The sequence below is a fragment of the Streptomyces sp. NPDC059788 genome, assembly GCF_042732265.1.
Lineage (GTDB): Bacteria > Actinomycetota > Actinomycetes > Streptomycetales > Streptomycetaceae > Streptomyces.
On record NZ_JBHWHY010000003.1, the window covers coordinates 101,397 to 125,559 of the forward strand.

At 73.1% G+C, this 24,163-nt stretch carries 20 protein-coding genes, 1 tRNA gene and 1 pseudogene; 6 read left to right on the plus strand and 16 right to left on the minus strand.

Annotated features, from left to right (window positions below):
* Positions 1-25 precede the first annotated feature (25 nt).
* The 3 genes from ACFV57_RS03760 to ACFV57_RS03770 all read right to left on the minus strand — a co-directional run bounded on the left by ACFV57_RS03760 (position 26) and on the right by ACFV57_RS03770 (position 2,428).
* On the minus strand, positions 26-529 hold the full coding sequence (locus tag ACFV57_RS03760) for a DUF1269 domain-containing protein (protein ID WP_385225320.1): 504 nt from the start codon (positions 527-529) through the stop codon (positions 26-28).
* 129 nt (positions 530-658) lie between these two features.
* On the minus strand, positions 659-1,948 hold the full coding sequence (locus tag ACFV57_RS03765; protein WP_385225322.1) for an ATP-binding protein: 1,290 nt from the start codon (positions 1,946-1,948) through the stop codon (positions 659-661).
* A 6-nt stretch (positions 1,949-1,954) separates the two neighbouring features.
* A complete protein-coding gene (locus ACFV57_RS03770; protein ID WP_385225324.1) occupies positions 1,955-2,428 on the minus strand; it encodes a hypothetical protein in 474 nt (157 codons plus the stop codon).
* A 336-nt stretch (positions 2,429-2,764) separates the two neighbouring features.
* Between ACFV57_RS03770 and ACFV57_RS03775 the strand changes: the two genes are divergently transcribed.
* The gene (locus ACFV57_RS03775) at positions 2,765-3,580 is read left to right on the plus strand and encodes a MerR family transcriptional regulator (RefSeq protein WP_385225326.1); all 816 of its coding nucleotides are present in this window, start codon (positions 2,765-2,767) and stop codon (positions 3,578-3,580) included.
* The gene (locus tag ACFV57_RS03780) at positions 3,577-4,827 is read left to right on the plus strand and encodes a glycosyltransferase (protein WP_385225328.1); all 1,251 of its coding nucleotides are present in this window, start codon (positions 3,577-3,579) and stop codon (positions 4,825-4,827) included. The genes ACFV57_RS03775 and ACFV57_RS03780 overlap by 4 nt, the downstream gene beginning before the upstream one ends.
* 41 nt (positions 4,828-4,868) lie before the next feature.
* On the opposite strand, the gene ACFV57_RS03785 is transcribed toward ACFV57_RS03780, so the two are convergent.
* The 5 genes from ACFV57_RS03785 to ACFV57_RS03805 all read right to left on the minus strand — a co-directional run bounded on the left by ACFV57_RS03785 (position 4,869) and on the right by ACFV57_RS03805 (position 13,072).
* Entirely contained in the window at positions 4,869-7,934 is a 3,066-nt protein-coding gene (locus ACFV57_RS03785) for an alpha-mannosidase (protein WP_385225330.1), read from the minus strand.
* Between the two features lie 150 nt (positions 7,935-8,084).
* Positions 8,085-9,368 carry a glycosyl hydrolase gene (locus tag ACFV57_RS03790; RefSeq protein ID WP_385225332.1) on the minus strand — a complete coding sequence of 428 codons (1,284 nt, stop codon included), beginning with the start codon at positions 9,366-9,368 and terminating at the stop codon, positions 8,085-8,087.
* A 138-nt stretch (positions 9,369-9,506) separates the two neighbouring features.
* Positions 9,507-10,277, minus strand: coding sequence for a carbohydrate ABC transporter permease (locus ACFV57_RS03795; protein ID WP_385225334.1), 771 nt, complete (start codon positions 10,275-10,277; stop codon positions 9,507-9,509).
* Positions 10,278-10,489: 212 nt separating this feature from the next.
* The gene (locus tag ACFV57_RS03800) at positions 10,490-11,383 is read right to left on the minus strand and encodes a carbohydrate ABC transporter permease (protein WP_385225336.1); all 894 of its coding nucleotides are present in this window, start codon (positions 11,381-11,383) and stop codon (positions 10,490-10,492) included.
* 297 nt (positions 11,384-11,680) lie between these two features.
* Positions 11,681-13,072 carry an ABC transporter substrate-binding protein gene (locus ACFV57_RS03805; protein WP_385225338.1) on the minus strand — a complete coding sequence of 464 codons (1,392 nt, stop codon included), beginning with the start codon at positions 13,070-13,072 and terminating at the stop codon, positions 11,681-11,683.
* Between the two features lie 726 nt (positions 13,073-13,798).
* On the opposite strand from ACFV57_RS03805, the pseudogene ACFV57_RS03810 reads away from it, so the two are divergent.
* The 3 genes and pseudogenes from ACFV57_RS03810 to ACFV57_RS03820 form a co-directional block, all read left to right on the plus strand.
* Positions 13,799-14,239, plus strand: a pseudogene (locus ACFV57_RS03810) (LacI family DNA-binding transcriptional regulator); the annotation flags it as partial.
* 27 nt (positions 14,240-14,266) lie between these two features.
* On the plus strand, positions 14,267-15,214 hold the full coding sequence (locus ACFV57_RS03815) for a LacI family DNA-binding transcriptional regulator (RefSeq protein WP_385225622.1): 948 nt from the start codon (positions 14,267-14,269) through the stop codon (positions 15,212-15,214).
* Positions 15,215-15,580: 366 nt separating this feature from the next.
* The gene (locus ACFV57_RS03820) at positions 15,581-16,114 is read left to right on the plus strand and encodes a M23 family metallopeptidase (RefSeq protein WP_385225340.1); all 534 of its coding nucleotides are present in this window, start codon (positions 15,581-15,583) and stop codon (positions 16,112-16,114) included.
* Between the two features lie 56 nt (positions 16,115-16,170).
* Here the strand turns inward: ACFV57_RS03820 and ACFV57_RS03825 are convergent, their stop codons facing one another.
* The 8 genes from ACFV57_RS03825 to galU all read right to left on the minus strand — a co-directional run bounded on the left by ACFV57_RS03825 (position 16,171) and on the right by galU (position 23,377).
* A complete protein-coding gene (locus ACFV57_RS03825; RefSeq protein WP_385225342.1) occupies positions 16,171-16,980 on the minus strand; it encodes a hypothetical protein in 810 nt (269 codons plus the stop codon).
* A gap of 481 nt (positions 16,981-17,461) precedes the next feature.
* Positions 17,462-17,534, minus strand: a tRNA-Ala gene (locus ACFV57_RS03830).
* A gap of 76 nt (positions 17,535-17,610) precedes the next feature.
* Positions 17,611-18,825 (minus strand): gephyrin-like molybdotransferase receptor GlpR, encoded by a 1,215-nt coding sequence (gene glpR / locus ACFV57_RS03835; protein ID WP_385225344.1) that lies wholly within the window; start codon positions 18,823-18,825, stop codon positions 17,611-17,613.
* 151 nt (positions 18,826-18,976) lie between these two features.
* Positions 18,977-19,600 (minus strand): GNAT family N-acetyltransferase, encoded by a 624-nt coding sequence (locus tag ACFV57_RS03840; RefSeq protein ID WP_385225624.1) that lies wholly within the window; start codon positions 19,598-19,600, stop codon positions 18,977-18,979.
* The gene (locus ACFV57_RS03845) at positions 19,597-20,388 is read right to left on the minus strand and encodes a molybdenum cofactor biosynthesis protein B (protein ID WP_385225346.1); all 792 of its coding nucleotides are present in this window, start codon (positions 20,386-20,388) and stop codon (positions 19,597-19,599) included. Before ACFV57_RS03845 ends, ACFV57_RS03840 begins: the two co-directional genes overlap by 4 nt.
* Complete coding sequence (gene moaC / locus ACFV57_RS03850) at positions 20,385-20,867, minus strand: cyclic pyranopterin monophosphate synthase MoaC (RefSeq protein WP_385225348.1); 483 nt, start codon at positions 20,865-20,867, stop codon at positions 20,385-20,387. The genes ACFV57_RS03845 and moaC overlap by 4 nt, the downstream gene beginning before the upstream one ends.
* Before the next feature lie 286 nt (positions 20,868-21,153).
* Positions 21,154-22,470, minus strand: coding sequence for a gephyrin-like molybdotransferase Glp (gene glp / locus ACFV57_RS03855; RefSeq protein ID WP_385225350.1), 1,317 nt, complete (start codon positions 22,468-22,470; stop codon positions 21,154-21,156).
* Positions 22,471-22,474: 4 nt separating this feature from the next.
* Complete coding sequence (gene galU / locus ACFV57_RS03860) at positions 22,475-23,377, minus strand: UTP--glucose-1-phosphate uridylyltransferase GalU (RefSeq protein WP_385225352.1); 903 nt, start codon at positions 23,375-23,377, stop codon at positions 22,475-22,477.
* Between the two features lie 80 nt (positions 23,378-23,457).
* Between galU and ACFV57_RS03865 the strand changes: the two genes are divergently transcribed.
* Positions 23,458-24,051 carry a 5-formyltetrahydrofolate cyclo-ligase gene (locus tag ACFV57_RS03865; RefSeq protein WP_385225354.1) on the plus strand — a complete coding sequence of 198 codons (594 nt, stop codon included), beginning with the start codon at positions 23,458-23,460 and terminating at the stop codon, positions 24,049-24,051.
* Positions 24,052-24,163: the final 112 nt, after the last annotated feature.

Consider the following 24,163-nt stretch of genomic DNA (forward strand, 5'->3'; position numbering starts at 1 on the left):
AGCCGACCGCCCCGGGCGCGCGGCCTCAGCGGCCCTCCGCGATCGCCTCTTCCACGTGCTTGCGGACCTCGGCCGCCGGATAGCGGACGACTTCCTCGCCGACGCCCGCCAGCGCCGCGTCGACCGGGCCCCTGGCCGGTTCCGTGACCTCGGCGACCAGGATGGTGCTGCCCGGCGGCACCTCCGCCGCCAGCATGTCGACGGCCGCGTTGTCCGCGCTGGCCCGGCGCGCGTCGTGCGCGCCGCCGAGCAGGCCGCCGGCGCCGAACCCGATCATGACGCCCAGCGGCCCGCCCAGCAGTCCGGCGAGCCCGCCGACCAGGCCGCCGACGGCGAAGCCGCGCGCGGTGCCCGTGTGGTCCTCGCTGTCGGGGAAGGTGACGTTGCCGTCGGCGTCCCGGGCGATCACGGTGGCCTCGCGCAGCGTGATCCGGTGTTCGGCGTCCTCGTGGCGCAGCGCGTCCAGGGCGCGTCGCGCCGCCCCCTCACCGGCGCTGGTGAGGTCCATGAAGAGCACGTTGTCTTCCATCGCGGCGGCTCCAGGGGTCAGCTCGTCGAGGTCTCGTTGCGGCCGGCTCGGTCACGGCCGGTCATCACACGCCTGCTCCGGCCGCGGGCGTCTCACACCACTCTTGGCGCCACTTGGCCGGTACGCACGTCAGGGACCGTCGGCGGAAGGGGTGCCGGCGGATTTCGCCTCCGCCTCCCCCGCCTGCTCCGCCTCGCCCGCCTCCTCCGTACGCAGCGCGTCGGTGAGATCCAGCGTCGCCCGCGCCCCGCCGCCCGCCGCGTTGGCGAACGTCAGCCGCGCGCCCAGCACCCGCGCCTGCCCGGACGCGATGGTCAGCCCGAGGCCGAGCCCGTGGCCGTCCGAACCGCCGCCCGTACGGAAGCGCTGCGGCCCGTGCGCCAGCAGCGCCTCCGGGAAGCCCGGCCCGCTGTCGTGGACGCGCAGGACACCGCGCTCGATCTCGATGACCACGGGGGCGGCACCGTGCCGCAGCGCGTTGCCGACCAGGTTGACGAGGATGCGCTCGACCCGCCGCGGGTCGGTCTCCACCAGCCCGTCCGAGACCACGCGCACGGTGACGCCCGAGCGGGCGGCCCCGCCCATCGCCGCCACCGTCCGCCGCGCCAGCTCGGCCAGCGGGCGCAGCTCCGTGTCGGCCTTCTCGGTACGCGCGTCCAGCCGCGCCACCTCCAGCACGTCCTCCATCAGCCCCCGTACCCGCTGTGCCCGGTCCTGGACCATCTCGGTGGGGCGCGACGGCGGCAGCAGACCGGCCGCCGCGACCAGCCCGGCGACGGGGGTACGCAGCTCGTGGGCGATGTTCGCGGTCACGTCGCGCTCGGCCTGGAGGCGGGCGGCCAGGGCGTCGGCCATGGTGTTCACCGCGGTGGTCAGCTGGGCTATCTCGTCCTTGCCGCCCCGCGGCAGCCGCGCGGTCAGATCGCCCTCGGCGATCCGCTGGGCGGTGCCGGCCGAGGCGGTCAGCCGCCGTCCCAGCCGCTGGGCGACCAGCAGACCGACGACGCAGCCCAGGGCGGTGCCCGCGATGCCGGACAGCCACAGGACGCGGTCCAGGCTGCGCAGGGTCTCCCGCTCCCGTACGTACGGGCGCTTGAGCGCGATGATGTCGCCGTTCAGCCCGGTCGCGGCCCACAGGTGCGGTTCGGGGCCGTCGGGTTCGAGGTAGACGCCGCGCTTGCCGTGTTCTACGGCGTCCTTCAGCGGGCCGGGGAGGTCGGGCGGATCGATGATCGCCCGGCCGGTGTCCACGCCGGCCGCCCGGTCCTGCACCAGGCTCTGCAGCCGCCCGTCGATCGACTCGGCCGCCAGGTCGAACTGGGCGTCCACGGTCCGGTTGTGCACGAGCACCCCGATGAGGACCGCCACCACGGCGGCCGTGGCGGCGATCGCTATGCCGATCTTCGCGCGCAACCCCATGGCGGCCTAGAACTCCGGGGTGTGCAGGCTGACCCTGCCCAGCTCGGCGGCCTTCTGGGGCGGCAGGCGGTCGGAGACGAGGGTGGCGCGGGAGTAGAACGCCGGCCGGTCCTGCTTCTCCTGCTTGGTCAGCCCGCTGAGGGTGACCTTGACCGGATACGGCTGGGTCCCGCAGCCCGGCCGGCACCAGTCGCCGCTGAGTCCGCCGGTGGCCTCGGCGGTCGCCTCGCCCCAGGTGCTCCAGCGCAGGCCGGTCAGGCTGATGGACGCGTTGATGACGAAGGAGGCCGGGCGCTGCAACGGGCGGCGGGCCGCGTCGGAGACGTAGACGGGGTCGGTGACCCGGGCCGGGCCGTCCGGCGGCGAGGGGGACACGGCGGGGCCGGCCACCCGCAGGCCGCGCGGGTCGGAGCAGCCGGACAGCAGCAGCGCCGCCGCGGACAGTGCGGCGACGCAGGCGGACGCGGTGAGTGAGCGCACGTGTCCCTCGGTCGGCTGGGATGGGCTTGGGGGTGGCACCGGAATGCCGTCGGGGCGCCGTCGGGTGCCCTGGGCTGGACTTTTGGGCTTTTACGACAAAGGTAACCGTGTCCGCCCAGATTGCCCCCACGCTAAGCAGTCTGTTTCACGGCGGTCCCACGGCCTTGTAACAGGGGCCCATCGTTGGGCGGCGGCGCCCGCCCCACCGGTGGCGACCACCCGCCGACGCCCTCGCTTGACCCTCACCCCACGTCAGGCCGCAGCCTTTGTCCGTACGGCACGGGCCGTACGGCGGTCCGCGCCGTACGGGCGGGCCGTGGCGCGAAAGGCGGTTCCATGGCGTACTCGGTCGGGCAGGTCTCCGGTTTCGCGGGCATCACGGTCCGCACCCTGCACCACTACGACAGGACCGGCCTGCTCTCCCCCGGCGCCCGCAGCCCCGCCGGCTACCGCCTCTACAGCGACGCCGATCTGGCCCGCCTCCAGCAGATCCTCTTCTACCGGCAGCTCGGCTTCGGCCTCGACGAGATCGCCGCCATCCTCCAGGACCCGCAGGCCGACGCCCTGGACCACCTGCGCGCCCGGCACCGCCTGCTCAACGAGCAGATCACCGAGCTGCGGCGGCTGGTCGAGGTCGCCGAGCGGGCCATGGAGGTGCAGCGTACGGGGGTGGAACTGACGCCCGAGGAACGCTTCGAGGTCTTCGGCGAGGTCACCTTCGACCTCAGCTACGCCACCGAGGCGCACCTGAAGTGGCAGCACAGCGCGGGCCACCAGCGCTCCATGGCGCGGGCCGCCGCGCACACCAAGGAGGACTGGGGCCGGATCATGGCCGAGGCCGGGGCGTGGCGGCACCGGCTGCTCGCCGCCTTCGACGCCGGGGAGGCCGCCGACGGCGACCGGGCGATGGACCTGGCCGAGGAGCACCGGTCCCACATCACCCGCTGGTTCACGCCGTGCCCCACCGACATGCACGGCCGGATCGCCGAGGACTTCGCGGCCGATCCGCGGGCCTTCGCCCTCGTCGTACCGCCGTCCCAGCAGCGCCCCGGCCTGGCCGCGTACCTGCGGACGGCGGTGCTGGCCAACGCGGTACGGCGCGCCCCGGGCCCCTCCGAGACCGCACCGTCCTCCCTCCCGGAGCAGTCATGAAGATCCTCATCACGGCCGCCGGTTCGTACGGCGACGTCGCCCCGTACACCGGCCTCGGCGCCCGCCTCCGGGAAGCCGGGCACAGCGTCGCCCTGGCCGCCGACGCCTCGTACGCGCAGCTCGTACGGGCCGCGGGGCTGGAATTCCGCCCACTGCCCGCCGATCCGCGAAGGGAGCAGGGCGGGGCTCCCCGCGGGCAGCGGGAGCTGATGCGCCGGGCCGCCGCCTTCGTACGAGAACTCGGGCCGGGTGTCGCCGACGCCGCCGCCCAGGGCGCCGACGTGCTGCTCCTGTCGGCGACCACGGCCCCGCTCGGCAGGCACGTCGCCGAGGCGATGGGCATCCCGTCGCTGGACCTGCCGCTCCAGCCGAACGCCCCCACCGGGGACTTCCCGCCCGTGGTCGCGGGCACCCGCTCGCTGGGCCGCCGGGGCAACCGTGCCGCGGGCCGTTTTTCCCTGCGGGTGGTGGACCGCCTCTACGCGGACGGGGTACGGGATGTGCGCGCCCGGCTGGGCCTGCCGCCCGTCTCCGCGCGCGCGGTGCGCCGCCGCCGGGCCCAGAACGCCCGTCCGGTGCTGCACGGCGTCAGCCCGGCGCTCGTCCCCCGCCCCGCGGACTGGCGTCCGGGCCTGGAACTGGTCGGCAACTGGTGGCCGTACACCGCACCGGACGCCGTCCTCCCGCCCGTACTGGAGGACTTCCTCGCGGCGGGCCCGCCGCCCGTCTTCGTCGGCTTCGGCAGCATGGCGGCGGGAGCCCGGGACGACGGCACGTCCGCGCGGCTCGCCGCGAACGTCGTCGCCGCCCTGCGCCGCGCCGAGGTGCGGGGCGTGATCCAGTCCGGTTGGGCGGGCCTGGCCGGGCCGGAGAGCGGCGACGGCATCCTCACCGTCGGCGAGGTGCCGCACGCCCTGCTCTTCCCGCGCACGGCGGCCGTCGTGCACCACGCGGGTGCGGGCACGACGGCCGCCGCGCTGCGGGCCGGTGTCCCGGCCGTACCGGTTCCGGTGGCCGCCGACCAGCCTTTCTGGGCCGCCCGGCTGGCCGCGGTGGGGGCCGGTACCGATCCGGTGCCGTTCCGCGCGCTGTCGCAGGAGGAAGGTTCCGCCGGCCGCCTGGCCGACGCCGTCGCCCGCGCCGTACGGGAACCCTCCTACCGCGAACGCGCCGCCGCGATCGCACGGCGCGTGGCCGCGGAGGACGGCGTGGGCGAGGTGCTCAAGGTGGTGGAGAGCGGCGCATGAGGCGGGGCGGGACCGACACACCCCGCCCCGCCCCGGGCTCCTCAGCCCTCCGCTCCGCGCGTCAGCCGTACGGTCACGATCTGGAACGGCCGCAGCGTCAGCGCCACCTGCCCGTCCCGCACCTCACCGACGGCCGAACCCGCCGTCTCCCGCTCCAACAGGTCCGTCTCCACGGCCCCCGCCACCGGGAACCCGGCCGAGAGGGTGGCCGAAGCCCGCCCGCCGCCCGACTCGTACAGCCGGACCACGACATCCCCGCTCCGGTCCTCGGCCAGCTTGACGGCCTCGACGACGACCGCGTCGTTGTCCACGCCGACCAGCGGCGCGACCGGCCCGCCGCCCTGCACCGTGCGCTCCGGCAGGTTGATCCAGTGCCCCTCCCGGACCGCGTCCGGGACCGCCGCGCCGGGCGCGAGCGCGTACCGCAGCCGGTGGCGGCCCTGGTCGGTCTCCGGGTCCGGATAGCGGGGAGCGCGCAGCAGGGACAGCCGTACGGTCGTGGTCTGGCCGCCGTCCGGGCGGATGTCGCGGGTGACGTCGTGCCCGTACGTGGAGTCGTTGACCAGCGCCGCGCCCCAGCCCGGCTCCTCGACCTGAATCCAGCGGTGCGCGCAGATCTCGAACTTGGCGGCCTCCCAGGACGTGTTCGTGTGGGTGGCGCGGAAGACGTGCCCGAACTGGGTCTCGGACGCGGACCGGTCGGCCTTCACGTCCAGCGGGAAGGCGGCCTTGAGGAACGTCTCGGTCTCCCGCCAGTCCACCTCGGTGTCGATGTCCAGGACCTTGGCGCCGGCCCGCAGCGTCAGCGTCTGAGCGACGGTGGAGCCGTGCCCGAAGGACCGGACGACCTTGACGCGCACCTGCTCGGGACCGGCTTCGGTGATCGTCAGCTCGTCCACGGCCACCAGGTCGGTGACGTTGTGGCGGTAGAACTCGTCCACGTCCCAGGCGTCCCACATGTTGGGGAAGTCCGGGTGGATCTGGAGGAGGTTGGCCGCCGCGCCCGGTGCGACGGCCTCCCGTCCGGCCTCGATGTCATATGCGGACACGACCAGGCCGCGCGCGTCGACGTCGACGCGCAGCCGGTCGTTGGCGAGCCGGTGGCCGCCGGTGGCCCGGCCGTCCACGGTCAGCGGCTCGACGGTCACCGGACGTACGGCGACGGGCGTGCCGCCCCGGCCGGGCGCGGGCTCGGCGCCGCCCGCCGGGACGCCGCCGCGCGCGTGCGGCGCGGCGTTGAAGACGATCTCCTGGTCCCCCGGGCCGGCCAGCGCGGTCTGCGCCGCGACGACGATCGCGGTCAGCTCCTCGCGGACCCGCGCGTACGTCTCGCGGGCCTCCCGGTGCACCCAGGCGATCGACGAGCCGGGCAGGATGTCGTGGAACTGGTGCAGCAGCACCGTCTTCCAGATCCGCTCCAGGTCCTCGTACGGGTAGGAGTAGCCCGGAACCCGTACGGCGGCGGTCGCGGACCACAGTTCGGCCTCGCGCAGCAGGGACTCGCTGTGCCGGTTGCCCTGCTTGGTCTTGGCCTGCGAGGTGTACGTGCCGCGGTGCAGCTCCAGGTACAGCTCGCCCGCCCACACCGGCGCGTCCGGGTACTCCGCGTGCGCCTTCTCGAAGAACGCGTCGGGCCGCTCGATCTCGACCCGCGGCGAGCCCTCCAGGTCGCGCAGCCGGGCGGCGCGCGCCAGCATCTCGCGGGTGGCGCCGCCGCCTCCGTCGCCCCACCCGAAGGGCGCCAGCGACCGTGAGCCCCGGCCCTTCTCGCGGTAGTTGCGCGCGGCGTGCGCCATCTCCTTGCCGCCGAGGTCGGAGTTGTAGGTGTCGACGGGCGGGAAGTGGGTGAAGACGCGGGTGCCGTCGATGCCCTCCCACCAGAAGGTGTGGTGCGGGAACTTGTTGACCTGGCTCCAGGAGATCTTCTGCGTCAGGAACCAGGTCGAGCCCGACAGCTTCACCAGCTGCGGCATGGCCGCGGTGTAGCCGAAGGAGTCCGGCAGCCACACCTCCTTCGTCTCGATCCCGAACTCGTCGAGGAAGAACTTCTTCCCGTACAGGAACTGCCGGGCCATCGCCTCGCCGCCGACCATGTTGGTGTCCGACTCCACCCACATGCCGCCGACCGGGACGAACTGCCCCGCCTCGATCTTCGCCTTGACCCTGGCGAACACCTCGGGCCGGTGCTCCTTGATCCACGCGAGCTGCTGCGCCTGCGACATGGCGAAGACGAACTCGGGGTGGTCGTCCATCAGGTTGACCATGTTCGAGGAGGTGCGGGCCACCTTGCGGACCGTCTCGCGCAGCGGCCACAGCCAGGCCGAGTCGATGTGCGCGTGGCCGACCGCGCTGACGCGGTGGGCCGAGGCGACGGCGGGGGACGTCAGGACGTCCGCGAGCCGCTCGCGGGCCCGCGCCGCGGTGCCGGGGACGTCCTTCAGGTCGACGGCGTCCAGGGCCCGTTCGACGGCCCGCAGGATGCCGTGGCGGCGCGCGTCGGCGACGTCCAGTTCCCGCATCAGAGCGCCCAGCACCTCCAGATCCTGGACGAGTTCCCAGACCTCGGTCTCGAAGACGACGAGGTCCATGCGCCGCACCCGGTACAGCGGCGCGTGGCCCGCGGTGAGCCGGTCGCCCTCGTAGGTGGGCCGGTGGTCCGCCAGTACGGGGTTGGAGGCCGCCTCCACGTACAGCTCGACCTCCTCACCGCCCGCGGCCGGCGCGGCGACGCGCACCCAGTCGTTGCGGGGGTTGAGGCCCTTCACCGCCTCGCCGTCGGGCCGGTAGACCAGGCCCTCGCACTGGAAGCCGGGCATGTTCGCGTCGAAGCCCAGGTCCAGTACGGCTTCGACGGTGTGCCCGGCCCACTCCGCCGGGACCTGCCCGGTGACCCGGAACCAGGTAGTGCCCCAGGCGGGTCCCCACGGCTCCCCGGCCTTCGTCGGTTCGTACGCGGCGGCCAGGCCCTCGGCCGGCGGCACCGGCTCGCCCGGCGCCTCCCAGCGTTCGACCGTCAGCGGCGCGGACCGGCTGCGGACGGCGGGCAGGATGCGGTCGTTCAGGACACGGCGTAGACGGTGTTCCACGATGCTGCGGTCGTCGTGCATGAGGGTGCTCCGGTGGGTGTGTGAGGGTGGGTGATCACGAACGGGCTGCGCGGTTCTGCGGGTTTTCTGCCCCCCGGGCGGGTGGCTTACCAGGTGAATACGGCCGTGGCGGCAGCCGGCTGTCCAGGTGGGCCCAGTGGCGGAGGGCGTTCACTTCACGTCCGACGGCCACACCACCTCCGTGATCCCCCGGCCCGCCAGGTGTGCGGCGTCCCGCGCCCGGCCCGCCAGCACGGCTCCCGCCCGGACGCCCTGGTCGGCCAGCCGTACCCACGCCTCGGCGAAGGAACCACCCGGCGCGCACACCGACCGGTGCGGCGCCGTGCCCTCCTCCCCCGCGTCCAGGACCAGCGCGGTCGTACGGCGCTCCGGCCGTGGCCACCCGTCCCGCAGCCGGGCCGCCACGTCGGCGACCGCGCGCCCGGCCGGTTTCGTCCGCCCGTCCGAGGCGAGCAGCCCGAGCCCGTACTCCAGCTCGGGGAAGTCGGCCAGCTCGCGGGATACGTCGTGCGAGCACCACCAGGTGATACCGGAGAGGTGTTCGCAGGTCAGGGCGTTGTCGATGGTCGCGGTGGCGAACGCGGCGGCGTGCTCGGGCGGTACGAGCGGGGCGGGCGCGCCGACTTCCTGGAGCCAGACCGGCCGCGCCGGGTCGTCCGCCCAGGCAGTCGCCAGCTCGATCAGGTACTCCGCCAGCCGGACCGTACCGGTCCCGTCGTGCCCGTACCGCTGGGCGGTGCCGTTGAAGACCCAGGAGTGGATGGTGGTGGCCCGGCCGAGGCGCGCGGCCTGCGCGGGCGTGAAGGGGTGGCCGTCCTGGAACCACACCGCGTCGTACTCGGCGTGGGTGTGCAGCCGCCCCGGCGCGGCCCGCTCGCAGACCTCCAGCAGCCGCGTCAGCCACTGCCCGGCCTGCTCGTACGTGCACGGGTCGGGGTCCGGATGCGGCGGTCCGGAGAACTGGTTGATCTCGTTTCCCAGCGTCATACCCAGGAAGTTGGGACGTTCGGCCAGGGAGGAGGCGAGTGTCTCCAGGTAGTGGGCCGCGCCGTCGACCGCCTCGGGGTCGGTGAACAGGTTCCGCCGGTGCCACGTGCGCAGCCAGGACGGTACGAAGTCGAAGCTGGACAAGTGGCCCTGGAGGGCGTCCACGGCGACGTCGAGGCCGCACTGCGCCGCCGCGTCCACCAGGTGCCCGAGCTGCTCGACGGCGCGCGGGCGGACGAGGGCACGGTTGGGCTGGAAGACCGGCCAGAGCGCGAAGACGCGGACGTGGTCCAGGCCGAGCGCGGCGAGTGCGTCCAGGTCACGCCGTACGTCGTCGAGGTCGAAGTCCAGCCAGTGATGGAACCAGCCGGTCCTGGGGGTGTAGTTGGCGCCGAGACGCGGCACCCCGTCCGGCCGCCCTGCGGACGTCGTCACATCGCTTCGCATCGCTTCCCTTCACGTCTTGGGCGCCCGGCGTGGGGGCTTGGGGGCTTGGACGCCCGGATTCGGGGCTTGGGCGCGCTTCTGATGTCCTGAGCGCGCGGCTTCGGGGCTTGGGCGCGCCTTCACGTCTTGAGCGCGCCTTCACGTCTTGAGCGCGCCTTCGCCCACGCCCCGGAAGAAGAACCTCTGGAGGGCGAAGAACAGCGCCATCATCGGGATCAGCGCGGCCATCGCCCCCGCCGCGATGAGCCGCTGGTCGTTGACGGTGGTGGCTCCGGCCAGCGACTTCAGTCCGAGTTGCAGGGTGTAGTGATCGCTGTTGGTCAGGACGATCAGCGGCCACAGGAAGTCGTCCCAGGCGCCCATGAAGCTGGTCAGGCAGACCACCGCCAGCGCCCCCTTGGCGGCCGGCACGAACACCTTCGTGAAGCGCTGCCACTCGTCGGCCCCGTCCAGGACGGCGGCCTCCTCCACCTCCGCCGGTACGGCGAGGAAAGCGGCCCGCATGATCATCAGGTTGAGCACGGAGACCGCGCCGGGCAGCCAGACCCCGACGAGCGTGTCCACCAGCCCCATCGAGCGGACGGTGAGGAACATCGAGATCATCACGGACTCGAACGGAAACATCAGCGTCGCGACCAGCACCGTGAAGACGATCCGCCGCCCGCGCCACCCGGCCCGCGACAGCGCGTAACCGCCCATCGCCGCGAACACGCAGTTGGAGGTCACGGCCAGCGCGGCCACGATCAGCGTGTTGCCGACGTACTGCACCAGGGGGAAGGACTCGGCGACCCGCAGGTAGTTGTCCAGGGTGGGCTGACTGGGCAGCACTCCCCCGTACACGTCCTCCCCCCGCCCCTTCAGCGAGGTCAGGAACTGCCAGACGATGGGCCCCAGCATCACCACAAGCATCAGACACAGGGTCAGGTAGCGGCCGGTCAGTCCGAGGGCGGCCTTGCGGGTGCGGTTGCGGTTGCGGTTGCGGTTGCGGTTGCGGTTGAAGCTGTGGGTGCGGCTGCGGTTTTGGCCACGGTCGAGGGGTCGCCGTATCCGTGGCGAAGGTCGTGCACCTGGCGAAGGCCGTCCATCTGGCGAAGGCCGTGCGCCTGGTGAGGACAGCGAAGTCACCTCTCGTCTCCCTTCGACAACCGGTGCCCCAGCAGGCTGAACGCCAGCGTCAGCAGGAACAGCAGGATCGAGATGGCCGCCGCGTAACCGGTCTCCCCGGCGAAGCCCAGCCCGACCTGGCGGATCAGGAACGGCAGCGTCCGCGCGCCGCCTCCGGGGCCGCCGCTCTCCCCGCCGAGGATGTAGATCTCGGTGAACACGCGCAGCGCGGAGATCGCCGACAGCGTCCCGACCAGCAGCATCATCGGCTTGACGCTGGGGATGGTGATGCTGAAGAAGCGGCGCGGGGCGCCGGCGCCGTCGAGCGCCGCGGCCTCGTACAGCGACGCCGGTACGTTCCCCAGCGCCGCGAGGTAGAAGACCATGTAGTAGCCCAGGCCCTTCCAGACCGTGACGATCATGGCGGACACCAGCAGCATCGTGGAGTCGGTGAGGAACGGCACCGGCCCGGAGATCATGTGCAGCTTCTCGAAGACGGTGTTGACCAGGCCGTCGCTGCGGAGCACCCACTGCCAGATCAGCCCGACGACGACCGCTGAGGCGATCACGGGCGTGTAGAAGGCGGAGCGGAAGAAGCCGATGCCGGGGACCTTGCGCTGTACGAGGACGGCCAGCGCCAGCGGCAGCAGCACCAGGCAGGGCACGACGACGGCCAGGTAGACGACGCTGTTGACCGTCGCCGTCCAGAAGTCGGGGTCGTCCAGCGCCCGACCGTAGTTCTCCAGGCCGACGAACCGGCCGCCGCGCAGGATCTGCGCGTCGGTGAGCGACAGGATGACGGTGTTGACGAACGGCCAGAGGCTGAACAGCACCACCATGACCAGCCCCGGCAACAGGAACAGGTACGGCGTCCACCACCGGCGGTGCACAAGGCCGGTCTCCGCACCCATGCCCTTGCCACGACGGCGGGCGGCGCGTGGGCCGGGGGCGGCACGTGGGCCGGGTGCGGCACGCCGACCGGGCTCGGCGCGTGGGTCGGAGGCGGCACGCCGACCGGGCTCGGCGCGTGGGTCGGGTGCGGCACGTGGGTCGGAGGCCGGGCCGGTCGGCGCTTCGACTGCCGTGTCGCCCTTACCCTCCCTCTCGCCCTTCTCGCCCCTGTTGCCCCTGTTGCCCCTGTTGCCCCTGTTGCCCCTGTTGCCCCTGTTGCCCCTGCCATCCATACGCTCGGTCCGGGCCATCGCCGATCACTGCCGCTTCTGCTGCTGCGCGAGGATCTTGTTGGCCGCTTCCTGCGCGTTCTTCACCGCAGTCGCAGGCTCCTCTTCCCCCTTGATCCCCTTCTGCATCTCCCGCACCACCGCGTCACCGACCTGAGTGGTCCACTCCACGGGCGTATTGGCGTCGAGCTGGGCCGACTTCAGCTCCTCGGCGCCGACGACGCGGGCCATCGTCTCGGGGTCCTTGCCGTCGCCCCGGTCGGCGAAGTACGGGTCGGCGAGGCCCTTCGCGTTCGACGGGTAGATCGTCACCTGCTTCGAGAACGCGACCTGGTTGGGCCCGTTGGTCACCCACTTGGCGAACTCCGCCGCCGCGTCCGGGTGCTTGGTGTCCTTGCGCACGCCCAGCGACTGCGTGTAGACGCCGATGTGCCCGAGCGTCCCGGTGACGGCCTTGGCAACTTGCGTCTTCCCGTACGCCGATGGGGAGTTGCGCTTCACGTCCTTGAGGACACCCGGCGAACCGGGCCCGAACGCCAGCTTCCCCGCCCCGTAGAGCTGCGCGAGGTCGTCGGCCTTGGTCAGCGACTCCTTCGGCATCGCCCCCATCGCGTACAGCTTCTTCATCCGCTGCACCCACTCGACGGCCTTCGGAGTGTCGAAGACAAACCGACTCTTCTTCTTGTCGAGGATCGGTACGCCCATCTTCTGCCAGTCGCCGGGCAGTCTCCCCTTCGGGTCCGCCATGAACGCGGCGAACCGGCCGCCAGAGGCCCCGGTGCCGGCCCCGGCGATCCGCTCCGCGTAGTCGAAGAACTGCTCGACGCCGGTCGGCGGCTTGTTCACATCGAGCCCGGCCTTGGCGAACAGGTCCTTGTTGTACGTGAGGATCTCGGGCGTCACATACCAGGGATACGCGTAGACCCCGTCCCCCTTGCCCGGCAGCTTGTACTGCTCCCAGGCACCCGGCACGTACTCCTTCGCCACCCCCGGGTCCAGCCGGGCGACGTCCGCGAGCATCCCCCGTTCGCCGAGCAGTTGGAAGGAGTCGGTGTTCAGGTTGACCACGTCCGGCAGCCCGCCGGCCTGCGCGTCCGCGACGAGCTTCTCGTTGTAGCCGTCGCCCGGGACGTCCTCCCAGGTCACCTTCACGTCCGGGTACTTCTTCTCGAACGCGTCGATGACGCCCTGCACGTACGCGGTGAAGTTCGGCTTGAGCTGGAGCGTACGGAAGGTGATCTCGCCGGAGACCTTGCCGCTCCGCTTCGGCTGCCCCTCGGCGGCCGACGAGTCCTCCGCGCCGCCGACGCCGCAGGCGGCCGTGACGGACATCAGGGCACCCGCGAGGGCGGTGGCGAGCACGATCCGGGAACGGTCGTGGCGGACGTTGCGTACGGGGGCCAAGTGCCTGCGCGTCATGGTCACTCCTGCGTCGGGGAAACGCGTCGGGAAAAACGCTTCTGCTCGGGATGCGCACCCACGGAGGAGGGCGCTTCCGCGTCGGTGAACCGCGAGGAAACAGCGAAGAACCACGCACGGACCAGCACTCGACCGGCCGCGCCGCCGGATGGCGGTGCCAACGTTGTCGTCCACCCTCACTTCCGTCAATGCACAAGCCCCAACTTTCCCGCACACACCTTCACTTCATCCCCGATCCCCCTCACCACCACCCTTCCCCGCTCCGCCCCAGCACCCCTCCCCAACTGCACTAATGCGCTAAAGCTCAGCCCTTCACCCCACCGCTATCTCAATTCCATAACGACGCAGCCGACTTCGCCCCGCGACCTCAACTCCCGACCACCGATTGACTTCCCACCACCACCCGGTGATCCTGATCCCCTAATGCGGTTTAGCCCGGCAAGCTAATGCGGTTTAGCCAAGCCACCACCACGCCTCCCACCGTTTACACCCCACCTTCCTCTCACCCTCACCCACCCATGAAGACCGGGCCGGGGAACAGCGGACCGCCGAGCCCGCAGAGCCAACCAGCCGACGGATCAACTGACCGCCGAGCCAACTGGCCACCGGGCCAACGGGCCGCCGTACCGGCCGGAGGAGCTGACGGACGACATGACCACCGGCACCCCGGCCGCCAACCCCGACGGCCCCCGCCTCCCCGCCACACCCCCGCGCCGCCGCCCGACCATGAAGGACATCGCCGAACGCGCCGGCGTCTCCCCCTCGGCCGTCTCCTTCGCCCTCAACGACCGCGACGGCGTCTCCCCCGGCACCCGCGCCCGTATCCGCGAGGTCGCCGAAGAACTGGGCTGGCAGCCCAACAGCGCCGCCCGCGCCCTGTCCGGCGAACGCTCCGGCTGCGTCGGCCTCGTCCTCGCCCGCCCCGCCCACACCCTCGGCGTCGAATCCTTCTTCCTCCAACTGGTCTCCGGCATCCAGGAGGCCCTGGCCGCCCGGCGCGTCGCACTCCTCTTCCAGGTCGTCGAGGACCTGGAGGCCGAGTGCGCGACCTACCGCCGCTGGTGGGCCGAGCGCCGCGTGGACGGCGTCCTCGTCGTCGACCCCCGCACCGAAGACCCCCGCCCGGACCTCCTCACCTCCCTCGCCCTGCCCGCCGTCGTCATCGGCGACACACGGACGGGGGCGGGGGCGGGGATGGAGGCGGGCCCGGAGACGGGGACGGGGGCAGGAACGGGCCCGGAGACGGGGGCAGGCCCTGTGCCGGGGACGGGATCGGGATCGGGGCCTGGATCGGGGCCAGGGCTGGGCCCGGGGCCGGGAACGGAGACGGGGGCGGGCCCGGAGGCGAAGGCGGGCACAAGGCCGGGCCCGGCGACGGGATCGGGGCCAGGGCCGGCGACGGGATCGGGAACGGAGACAGGGGCGGGCCCGGAGGCGAAGGCGGAGCCGGGCACGAGGCCGGACCCGGCGACGCGACCGGGATCGGAGCCAGGGCCGGGCCCGGGCCCGGAAGCAGGCCCAGCGGCGGCCCCGGAAGCAGCCCCACAGACAGGCCCGGGAACGGCCCTTCCCCCTCTCCCCCCGCCTCCCCCACCTCCCCTCTCCACCATCTGGGCCGACGACGCCGCCGCGATGCGGTCGATCATCGACCACCTGTACGAGCTGGGGCACCGCCGTATCGTCCACATCGCCGGTCTGCCCGGCCTCGCGCACACCGAGCGCCGCGTCGCGGCCCTGCGCACCGAGGCCGCCCGCCTCGGCCTGGACGCCGCCCACGTCCGTTCCGTCTCCACCGACTACTCCGACGAGCAAGGCGCCGAAGCCACCCGCCGCCTCCTCGCCGCCCCCTGCCCGCCCACCGCGATCGTCTACGACAACGACGTGATGGCCGTGGCCGGAGCCGCCGTGGCCGCCGGGCGCGGCGTGCCCGTACCCGGCGCCCTGTCCATCGTGGCCTGGGACGACTCCCCACTGTGCCGCGTCACCCACCCACGTCTGACCTCGCTCGTCCGCGACACCGCCGGCTTCGGCCGCCTGGCCGCCCAGGAACTCCTGTCCGTCCTCGACGGCGCGCCCACCCGCCGCCTCCAGGCCGAGCTCCCGCACCTCGACCTCCGCGAAAGCACCACCCGCGCGCCGTAATCCCCCGCCCGCGCGCCGCCCTCAGCACCGTGATCCGCCGCCCGCACCGCTCCCTCCGCACCGGGCTCCACCGCCGAGGCGCCGCGCTCCTCCTCCCGCGCCGGGCCCCTCCTCCCGCACCGTGCTCCTCCTCCCGCGCCGGGCTCCTCCGCCCGCACCGTGCCGCACCGCCGACGCGCCGCGCCCCTCCCTCCGCGCCGTGATCCCCTCTCCCCCGCACCGTGATCCTCTGCCTCCGCGCCCCGTTTCCCCTTCCGTCTCGTCCCACTCCAGTTACCACCCGGTACGGGGAACCTCTCCGCCGTTCGGGCGTCCACCGCGCGTGTCCGGATGCGCCCGCCCGTCCCAGGGCGTGTCCTCACAACTATGAACTGGCTCCGCAGACGACTCCTGCTGCACGGCGTGGTCCCGGCGGCCATCGGCACCGTACTCAGCCTGGCCGTGACCGAGGCGGTCCCGGCCGTGGCGGCGGGCCCGTGGACGCGTCCGATCGCCGCCAATGCCCGCATCAGCTCGCCCTACGGCGTCAAGGGCAACTGGGCCGCCGGCCACCACACCGGCGTCGACTTCGCCGTCCGCACCGGCACCCCGGTCTCCTCGGTCGGGGCAGGCACCGTCGTCCTGGCCAAGCGCTCGGGCGACTACGGCCTGGCCGTCACCATCCGCATGACCGACGGCTACTACACCCTCTTCGGACATCTCTCCCGCATCACGGCCCACGTCGGCCAGCGCGTCCGGGCCGGCACCCGTATCGGCTACAGCGGCGCCACCGGCCGCACCACCGGCCCCCACCTCCACTTCGAGGTCCGCAGAACACGCCGGTACGGCTCCGACATCAACCCCCTCACCTACCTAGCCCGACGCGGCATCCGCATCACCCACCGAGCCCTCCCCCACTAGCCCCACCACCCCCGAGCCGCCCGCTTCCCCTCCTTCCCGCCTGCCTCCCCGACCCCCTATGCCCCACTCCCTCTCGCCCCGTCCCGCTCGGGCAGCCCCTCGACCTCCACCCGGTCGTACCGACCGAGCCGCCCGGGCACCAGACCGTTCCGCTCCGCCGTCACCTCGAATCTTCCGGCCGACCACCCCAGGAGTGCCGCCGCCTCCTTGGCCGTCACGCTCCGCTCCATCCACAGCTGCCGCTCACCCACCACACCCGCGACCAACTCCCTGTCCAGCCCGTCAAGGCTCCCCAGGCTGTACATCGGATACCCGCGGAACTCCCCCACCGGCTGGAGATGCCCCTCCCCCGCCAGGACCCGTACGTCCTCCCGCTCGACCTCCAGCTCCGTACGCCCGGCCAGACGCTTCGCCGCGTCGATCGACCCCAGCCCAGGATGATCGCCGAGCACTTCCCGGATCTCCGCCCCTCTCTCCCGCAACCCCTCCACAACCGCCCCCGACCAGCGCTTGCCGTCCACGTCCGGCGGCGGAATCATCCCCTGCTGCTCGGCCCGCCCGACCTGCCACCGCTGAAGATCCAGCTCACCCGCCAACTGCTGCGGCCCGAAGGCCTCCCGCTTGACCGGCTTACGGTGCCCGGCCTTGCTCCCGTCCGGCGCCGTGCCGTAGTTCTCGTCGCCCACCACGGACAGGATCTCCTCGACCCGGTCCGGCAGCGTCTTGGCCACCGCCTCCGACCACCGCTCGTCCCCGACGTCCGGGGGCGGAATCAGCCCCCTGGTCTCGGCACGCCGTACATGCCGCGGCTCGATCCCCAGCCACTCGGCCAGCTGATGCGGCCCGAACGCCCGTTCCTTGGCCATGTGTCCTCCCGTTGCCACCGCCATCGGATACCCGATCACGTACCCATTGGCGAAGCCCACCGGCCCCGCGAACAACAACTTTAGGGCCCGGGCCCGACATGCAACTGGCCTGTGGATAACTGTGGTTACGGGCGCTGGAGTATCAGGAGCATCAGGGACCGTGAGGGGCAATCCGGAGCCGACACGGGCGATCCGGGGCCCACAGGGGTAATCAGGGGCTTTCGGCGCCGAAGCGCGAACGCGGCTCGGCTCGCACCCCGCGGCCGGGTACCGACAGGCGGCGTGCGCATCGAAGGCCGGGCACCGCCGGGATGTCGACCGGGAGACAGGCCGGTCGACGGGCGACTGCTCGACCGCTTACCGCAGAGCGCCCCCACCTGCCCGTCGAACAACCCCCGGGAAAGCAGAAATCCCGCCCGATCAACAGATCGGACGGGATCTCATGAACTACTCCCGAGCTGACTCAAGAACAGTCCGTCGGTGGACCTGAGGGGATTCGAACCCCTGACCCCCTCGTTGCGAACGAGGTGCGCTACCAGCTGCGCCACAGGCCCTTGCGACGAGTGAAACTCTAGCATCCATCTCGGGGTGCTCGGAAATCGCTTCCCGTGCTGGTCAGCTGCGGGGGGTTCACTCGTTCGCCGCGCGGGGGCGGTCGTCGTCCGCGTACTGGTCGAACAGAGGGGTGCGGCTGCGGGCGCGGCGGCCGGGCGTGGAACGGCGGGCGGTGTCGGCCGTGGGGGCCGGCTGGGGGGTTTCGGTGGCCGGGCCGGAGCGGGCGGAGCTCCAGGCGTCGTCGGCGTCGAGGTCGACGTGGCTGGTGGCGCGCGGGGCGACCGGGGCCGTGACGTAGGTCGGGAGCGGGACCGGGACGGGGTCCCAGCCGCCGGGCTCGGTGCGCTCGCGTTCGCGCTGCTGGTCCACCCACTCCGCGTGGTCGGTCTCCTCCACCAGGGCCCGGCGGCCGGCTGTCGACGCCGGCTCGGGGCGGGCGACGGGTGCGGCGGGGCGCGCCGGGACGGGAAGGGGGGCGGCGTCCTCAGCGGGGGCTTCGTCGGCGGGGGGCTGCTGGGACGCCTGCGGAGGGCGTGGCCTGCCCTCCCGTAGCCGTTGCGCTGCCGCTTCCGCCTGGCGCTGATCCATGGTGAAGGTGAACCGGCGGCGCTCCTGGGCGCGGAGGTAGACGATGTACGAGCTGAGGAGTATGGCCGGGATGGCCGGCGCCCAGAGGAAGGCGAGGCCGCCGACGGCCGCGATGATCGTGCCGACGGTGAAGGCGAGGAAGAGGACCGTGGTGGTGCGCCGGCGGCGGGCCAGGACTTTGGCCCGCTTCATGCGGTCGGTGGTGGAGAGGGAGGGCCGGCCGAAGCCGGGCTTCCTGCCGTAGCGGAGGCGGGCGGCCTCCGCCGGGGCGGCCCCGCCGCCGGGCGACGCGGCGCCGGATGGCCCGCTGCCGGGCGACGCCCCACCGGCCGGTACGGCGCCGGGCGACCCGCTGCCGGCCGCGGCCGCCGGCTGGCGCTGAGCGGCGGGCGGGGCTTCGTCCGCACGGTCCGCGGGACGCTCCGCGGGCGCGTCGAAGTCCCGGACGGCGGCCTCGTCGGCCACGGCGTCCGGCTCCCGCGTATCGCTCGCATCGTCGGTGGAACGGCCGCCCTGCCCCTGAAGCCCCTTGGCGTAACGGCGCTCCATGGCCGCCCGCCCGGACAGGAGCCGGATGGCGGTACTGAAGCGTTCCGTCGGCCGGGCTTCATTGAGCTCGTCCTGCCTACGGAGCCACATCGGCACCAAGTAGGCGGCCCAGGCCCCGACGATGACTGCGTAGATGAGGCCGCTGCTGCTCACGTCTCACACGGTAGAGGGGTTTGCATGGGGCCATCCGCCAATTGAGCCGGTGTGTCGCACGATCTGGCTGATATCTCGAACTTTTTTTGTGATTGTTGAGATCAGCCGCATGCAGTTGTGGTCAATTGGTGAATTAATTCGAACACATATTTTATTTGTGGGGTGTGCTGGGCTTCTCCCGGTGCCAGCGGCTGAGCAGGCCCTCGGGCACCTCCTCCGCGGTCAGCGCGAATACAAGGTGGTCGCGCCAGGCCCCGTCGATGTGCAGATAGCGCGGCCGCAGACCCTCCTCGCGAAAGCCGAGTTTCTCCACGACCCGGCGGCTCGGCAGGTTCTCCGGCCGAATACAGACCTCGATGCGGTGCAGCCCCACCGAGCGGAAGCAGTGGTCGACGGCGAGCGCCACCGCGGTCGGTATGACGCCGCGGCCGGCCACCGACTCGTCGACCCAGTAGCCCACATGGCCCGAACACATCGAGCCCCAGGTGATGCCCGCCACCGTCAGCTGCCCGGCCAGACGGCCGCGGTGTTCGACGACGAAGGGCAGCATCCGGCCCGCGTGCGCCTCGGCGCGCAGGTGGCGGACCATCTGACGGTACGTGGGGCGATGCGGCGCCGGGATGCCGGGCGGGGGCGGCGGAATGGTCGCCTCCCAGGGGCGCAGCCAGTCGCGGTTGCGGCGGTTGACCTCGCGCCAGGCCCGTTGGTCGCGCAGTTTTATGGGGCGGAGCGCGGTCTCACCGTCCGCCAGCACGACCGGCCAGGGGGCGTTCAGTGTGCGCTCCCGGTGGCGTCCGGGCGGGTGTGGTCGCCGCCGCGCAGCTGGTCCACCGCGTGCGGGAGGAGGTCGGCGAGGACGGCGAGCCCGTCGCGTACGCCGCCGGTGGAGCCGGGCAGATTGACGATCAGCGTACGGTTCGCGACCCCGGCCAGGCCCCGGGAGAGCGCGGCGGTGGGCACCTTCGCGCGGCCCGCGGCGCGGATCGCCTCGGGGATGCCGGGGATGTCGTAGTCGATGACGCGGCGGGTGGCGTCGGGGGTGCGGTCGGTGGGCGAGACGCCCGTACCGCCGGTGGTCAGGACGACGTCGTACGCGGCGGCGACGGCGGCGCGGAGGGCCGCTTCGACGGGGTCGCCGTCCGGGACGACCTGCGGTCCGTCGACCGTGAAGCCCAGCGCGGCCAGGCCCTCGGCGAGCAGCGGCCCGCCCTTGTCCGCGTACACACCGGCCGCCGCGCGGTTGGACGCGGTGATGACGAGGGCCCGGGCAGCGGCGGGGCCTGGGTGGTCGGCGGTGGGTCCCGGGCCCGGGTTGCCGGTGACGTCCGGACTCGGGTCGGCGGTGGACCCCGGGCCCGGATTGGCGGTGCCCCCTGGGCCCGGGCCGCCGGAGCCGGCGGCCGTGCCCGGCCCGGGGTTGGGGGGCGTGGTGGAAGGCCGGTCGGTGGCCGCGTCCGGGCCCGGGTTCGCGGTGGTGCGCCGCTCGCCGCCGGGTGCGGCGGCCGGGCCCGGGTCGGCCGTTTCGCCCCGTACGCCCCGCTTTTCGCGCCGGTCCGCGGTCATGACCGGCTCCAGTGGCCCGACTTGCCGCCCGTCTTCTCCTCGACCCGTACGTCCGTGACGACCGCGCCCTTGTCGACGGCCTTGACCATGTCCACGACGGTGAGGGCCGCGACCGAGACGGCCGTCAGCGCCTCCATCTCGACGCCCGTGCGGTCGGTGGTGCGGACCGTGGCCAGGATCTCCACGGCGTCGTCGGTCACGCGCAGGTCCACCTCGACCCCGGACACCGCCAGCGGGTGGCACAGCGGGATGAGATCGGGGGTGCGCTTGGCGCCCATGATGCCCGCGATCCGGGCGGTGGCGAGCGCGTCGCCCTTCGGCACGCCTTCGCCGCGCAGCAGCTCGACGACGCGCGGCGCGACCAGGACGCGACCGCTGGCGCGGGCGGTGCGCGCGGTGACGTCCTTCTCGGAGACGTCGACCATGCGGGCCGCGCCCGACGCGTCGAGGTGGGTGAGGTCTTGCTGGCCGCTGCTCATCGTTCTCCCGGTCCGGACCGTGCCGCCTGTGCGACGACACCGTACCCGCAGGCGTGGGCCGCCACCCGGCTACCCGGCGAGGACGGCGCCCCCGGCCCACCGGACCCGGAGCACACACCCCGGAGAGGCCCCGGCGTGCCTACGGACGTCACGGCGAGCCCACGGAAGCCCGCGCGAACTCTCGGGCACCGCGCACCCGTGCGATCCCCCGTACGGCGCGCGCCACACACCCGCCTCCGTACGAGCCCCGAATCCCCCGATACCCGCTACGTCCCCCGCTCCCCCGTCACCCCAACAGCACCACCTCCACCTCCGCCCCCTCCGCGACCTCCGTCGCCTCCTCCGGGACCACGATCAGCGCGTCGGCCCGGGACAGCGCCTTGATCAGGTGGGACCCGGCGCCGCCCACGGGGGTGACGGTGGCGGTGTCGGCGTCGTACCGGCCGCGCAGGAACTGCCGCTTGCCCTCGGGCGAGGAGGTGATGGGCGCGCCGCAGACGGCCTTGGAGGTGTGGCGGTGGACATCGGGCAGGCCCATGAGCGTACGGATGGCGGGGCGCACGAACAGCTCGAAGGAGACGTAGGAGCTGACCGGATTGCCGGGCAGGGCCAGCAGCGGGGTGCGGTCCGGGCCGATCAGGCCGAAGCCCTGCGGCTTGCCGGGCTGCATGGCCAGCGTGCGGAACTCGACGGTGCCCTCCTCGGCGGAGAGGTCGGCGAGGGTCTCCTTGACGACGTCGTACGCGCCGACGCTGACGCCGCCGCTGGTCACGAGGATGTCGGCGCGGATGAGCTGGTCCTCCAGGGTGGCGCGCAGCGTCTCGGCGTCGTCGGCCACGGCGCCGACCCGGTAGGCGATGGCGCCGGCCGCGCGGGCGGCTGCGGTGAGCTGGAAGCTGTTGGAGTCGTGGATCTGTCCGGGCGCCAAGGGCTCGCCGGGCTGGACCAGTTCGCTGCCGGTGGACAGCACCACGACACGGGGGCGGGGCCGCACCCGGACCGTGGCGCGGCCGATGGCGGCGAGCAGGCCGATCTGGGCGGCGCCGAGGACGGTGCCGGCCGACAGGGCCAGTTCGCCGGCCGGTACGTCGCTGCCGCGGGGGCGGACGTACTGCCGCTCGGCGACCGGGCGGTACACCCGGACCTCGCCGCCCGCGGCCTCGGGCGCGGCGCTGTGCGCGCGCATCGCCTCGGCGGGCCCGCGGCCCGTACCGCCGTCGGTCCACTCCACGGGGACGACGGCCTCGGCGCCGGGCGGCAGCGGCGCGCCGGTCATGATGCGGGCGGCCTCGCCGGGGCCGACGGCGAGCGGTACGGCGCTGCCCGCCGCGATGTCGCCGACCACGGTCAGCGCGGCGGGGAAGTCCTCGGTGGCGCCCGCGACATCGCCGACACGGACCGCGTAACCGTCCATGGAGCTGTTGTCGAACGGCGGCAGGGCGACGTTGACGGTGACGTCCTCCACCAGGACGCAGCCCTGCGCGTCGAGCAGATGCAGGTCGATCGGCTCCAGCGGGTGGATCTTGGACAGTACGTCGTCGAGGTGGTCGGCCACCGACCAGACGCGTTCCTGGTGGGTGGTCCGGCCGGTGGGGGCGCTCACGGTGTCACATCTCCTCGCTGACGAAGCTGCGCAGCCAGGTCCGGAACTCCGGGCCCAGGTCTTCACGTTCGCACGCCAGTCTGACAATGGCGCGGAGGTAGTCGCCACGGTCGCCGGTGTCATAGCGGCGCCCCTTGAAGACCACGCCGTGTACGGGACCGCCGAGGCCGGGGTCGGCGGCGAGCGCCTGGAGGGCGTCGGTCAGCTGGATCTCGCCGCCGCGGCCCGGCTCGGTGGTGCGCAGCACCTCGAAGACGGCCGGGTCGAGGACGTACCGGCCGATGATGGCGAGATTGCTGGGGGCGTCGGCCGGATCGGGCTTCTCGACCAGGTCGGAGACGAGTACGACGTCGTCGTCGCCGTCGGGGGCGGCGGCCGCGCAGCCGTAGAGGTGGATCTGTGCCGGGTCGACCTCCATGAGGGCGATGACCGAGCCGCCGTGCTGCTCCTGCACCTCGATCATGCGCTGGAGCAGCGGGTCGCGGGGGTCGATCAGGTCGTCGCCGAGCAGCACCGCGAAGGGCTGGTCGCCGACGTGCGGCTCGGCGCACAGCACGGCGTGGCCGAGGCCCCTGGGGTCGCCCTGGCGGACGTAGTGCATGGTCGCCAGGTCGCTGGACTCCTGGACGCGGGCGAGCCGGGACTCGTCGCCCTTGCGGTCCAGCGCCTCTTCGAGTTCGTAGTTGCGGTCGAAGTGGTCTTCAAGGGGCCGCTTGTTGCGTCCGGTGACCATCAGGACATCGCAGAGCCCGGCGGTGGCGGCCTCCTCCACGACGTACTGGATGGCGGGTTTGTCGACGACCGGCAGCATCTCCTTGGGCGTGGCCTTGGTCGCCGGGAGGAAGCGGGTCCCGAGACCGGCCGCCGGAATGACAGCCTTGGTGATCCGAGTACGCGATGGAGTCATGCGGATCACGATAACCGGCACATTGCGCCGGAAGATGGGGTCCTGGGAACGGGCCACGGAAGCGGGAGCGACGGCGCATCATGGGCGGTTACGACGGTACGAAGCGCGGGTTGCGGCGCGCACTCCTGGACATGAGGGCGCAGTTGCCGCCGGATGAAGTCCGGGCGACGGGGGCGGTGCTGGCGCGCCGGGCGCTGGGGCTGGCGGAGTTGGCGGGGGCGGGAACGGTCGCCGCGTACGTGTCGGTGGGGCGCGAGCCCTCCACGCACGCGCTGTTGGACCAGCTGCACGCGGCCGGGGTGCGGGTGCTGCTGCCCGTACTGCTGCCGGACAACGACCTGGACTGGGCTCCCTACGAGGGCTCCGACGGCCTCGTACGCGCCGGGCGGGGGCTGCTGGAGCCTGCCGGCCCCCTGCTGGGCCCGCAGGCCGTCACCGGCGCCGACGCGGTGCTGCTGCCGGGGCTGGCGGTGGACCGGCGCGGCATGCGGCTGGGGCGCGGCGGCGGGTCGTACGACCGGGTCCTGGAGCGGCTGGAGAAGGCGGGCGTACGGCCGGCGCGGGTGGTGCTGCTGTACGGCGCGGAGGTGCTGGCGGAGGTGCCGGCCGAGGAGCACGACCGGCCGGTGGATGTGGCGGTGACGCCGGGGGGCGTGCACCGGTTCGCAACGTAAGGGCGTTACGCGTATCTCCGGGCGTACCCGGTGGCGCGTTGCGCGCGCGTCCCCGGGCGTAACCAGCGGCGCATAGAGCGCGCCCCGGGACGTACCCAGTGGTGTGTAGCGC

Bases quoted from the DNA above. Each gene is read 5' to 3' on its own strand.
- ACFV57_RS03865 (WP_385225354.1), top strand. From the start codon at position 23,458: ATGGGCGGTTACGACGGTACGAAGCGCGGGTTGCGGCGCGCACTCCTG.
- ACFV57_RS03815 (WP_385225622.1), top strand. From the start codon at position 14,267: ATGGAGGCGGGCCCGGAGACGGGGACGGGGGCAGGAACGGGCCCGGAG.
- ACFV57_RS03765 (WP_385225322.1), bottom strand. From the start codon at position 1,948: ATGGGGTTGCGCGCGAAGATCGGCATAGCGATCGCCGCCACGGCCGCC.
- ACFV57_RS03825 (WP_385225342.1), bottom strand. From the start codon at position 16,980: ATGGCCAAGGAACGGGCGTTCGGGCCGCATCAGCTGGCCGAGTGGCTG.
- ACFV57_RS03800 (WP_385225336.1), bottom strand. From the start codon at position 11,383: ATGGGTGCGGAGACCGGCCTTGTGCACCGCCGGTGGTGGACGCCGTAC.
- ACFV57_RS03775 (WP_385225326.1), top strand. From the start codon at position 2,765: ATGGCGTACTCGGTCGGGCAGGTCTCCGGTTTCGCGGGCATCACGGTC.
- ACFV57_RS03795 (WP_385225334.1), bottom strand. From the start codon at position 10,277: ATGCTTGTGGTGATGCTGGGGCCCATCGTCTGGCAGTTCCTGACCTCG.
- ACFV57_RS03760 (WP_385225320.1), bottom strand. From the start codon at position 529: ATGGAAGACAACGTGCTCTTCATGGACCTCACCAGCGCCGGTGAGGGG.
- galU (WP_385225352.1), bottom strand. From the start codon at position 23,377: ATGACTCCATCGCGTACTCGGATCACCAAGGCTGTCATTCCGGCGGCC.
- ACFV57_RS03790 (WP_385225332.1), bottom strand. From the start codon at position 9,368: ATGCGAAGCGATGTGACGACGTCCGCAGGGCGGCCGGACGGGGTGCCG.
- ACFV57_RS03805 (WP_385225338.1), bottom strand. From the start codon at position 13,072: ATGACGCGCAGGCACTTGGCCCCCGTACGCAACGTCCGCCACGACCGT.
- moaC (WP_385225348.1), bottom strand. From the start codon at position 20,867: ATGAGCAGCGGCCAGCAAGACCTCACCCACCTCGACGCGTCGGGCGCG.
- ACFV57_RS03780 (WP_385225328.1), top strand. From the start codon at position 3,577: ATGAAGATCCTCATCACGGCCGCCGGTTCGTACGGCGACGTCGCCCCG.
- ACFV57_RS03820 (WP_385225340.1), top strand. From the start codon at position 15,581: ATGAACTGGCTCCGCAGACGACTCCTGCTGCACGGCGTGGTCCCGGCG.
- ACFV57_RS03845 (WP_385225346.1), bottom strand. From the start codon at position 20,388: ATGACCGCGGACCGGCGCGAAAAGCGGGGCGTACGGGGCGAAACGGCC.
- ACFV57_RS03785 (WP_385225330.1), bottom strand. From the start codon at position 7,934: ATGCACGACGACCGCAGCATCGTGGAACACCGTCTACGCCGTGTCCTG.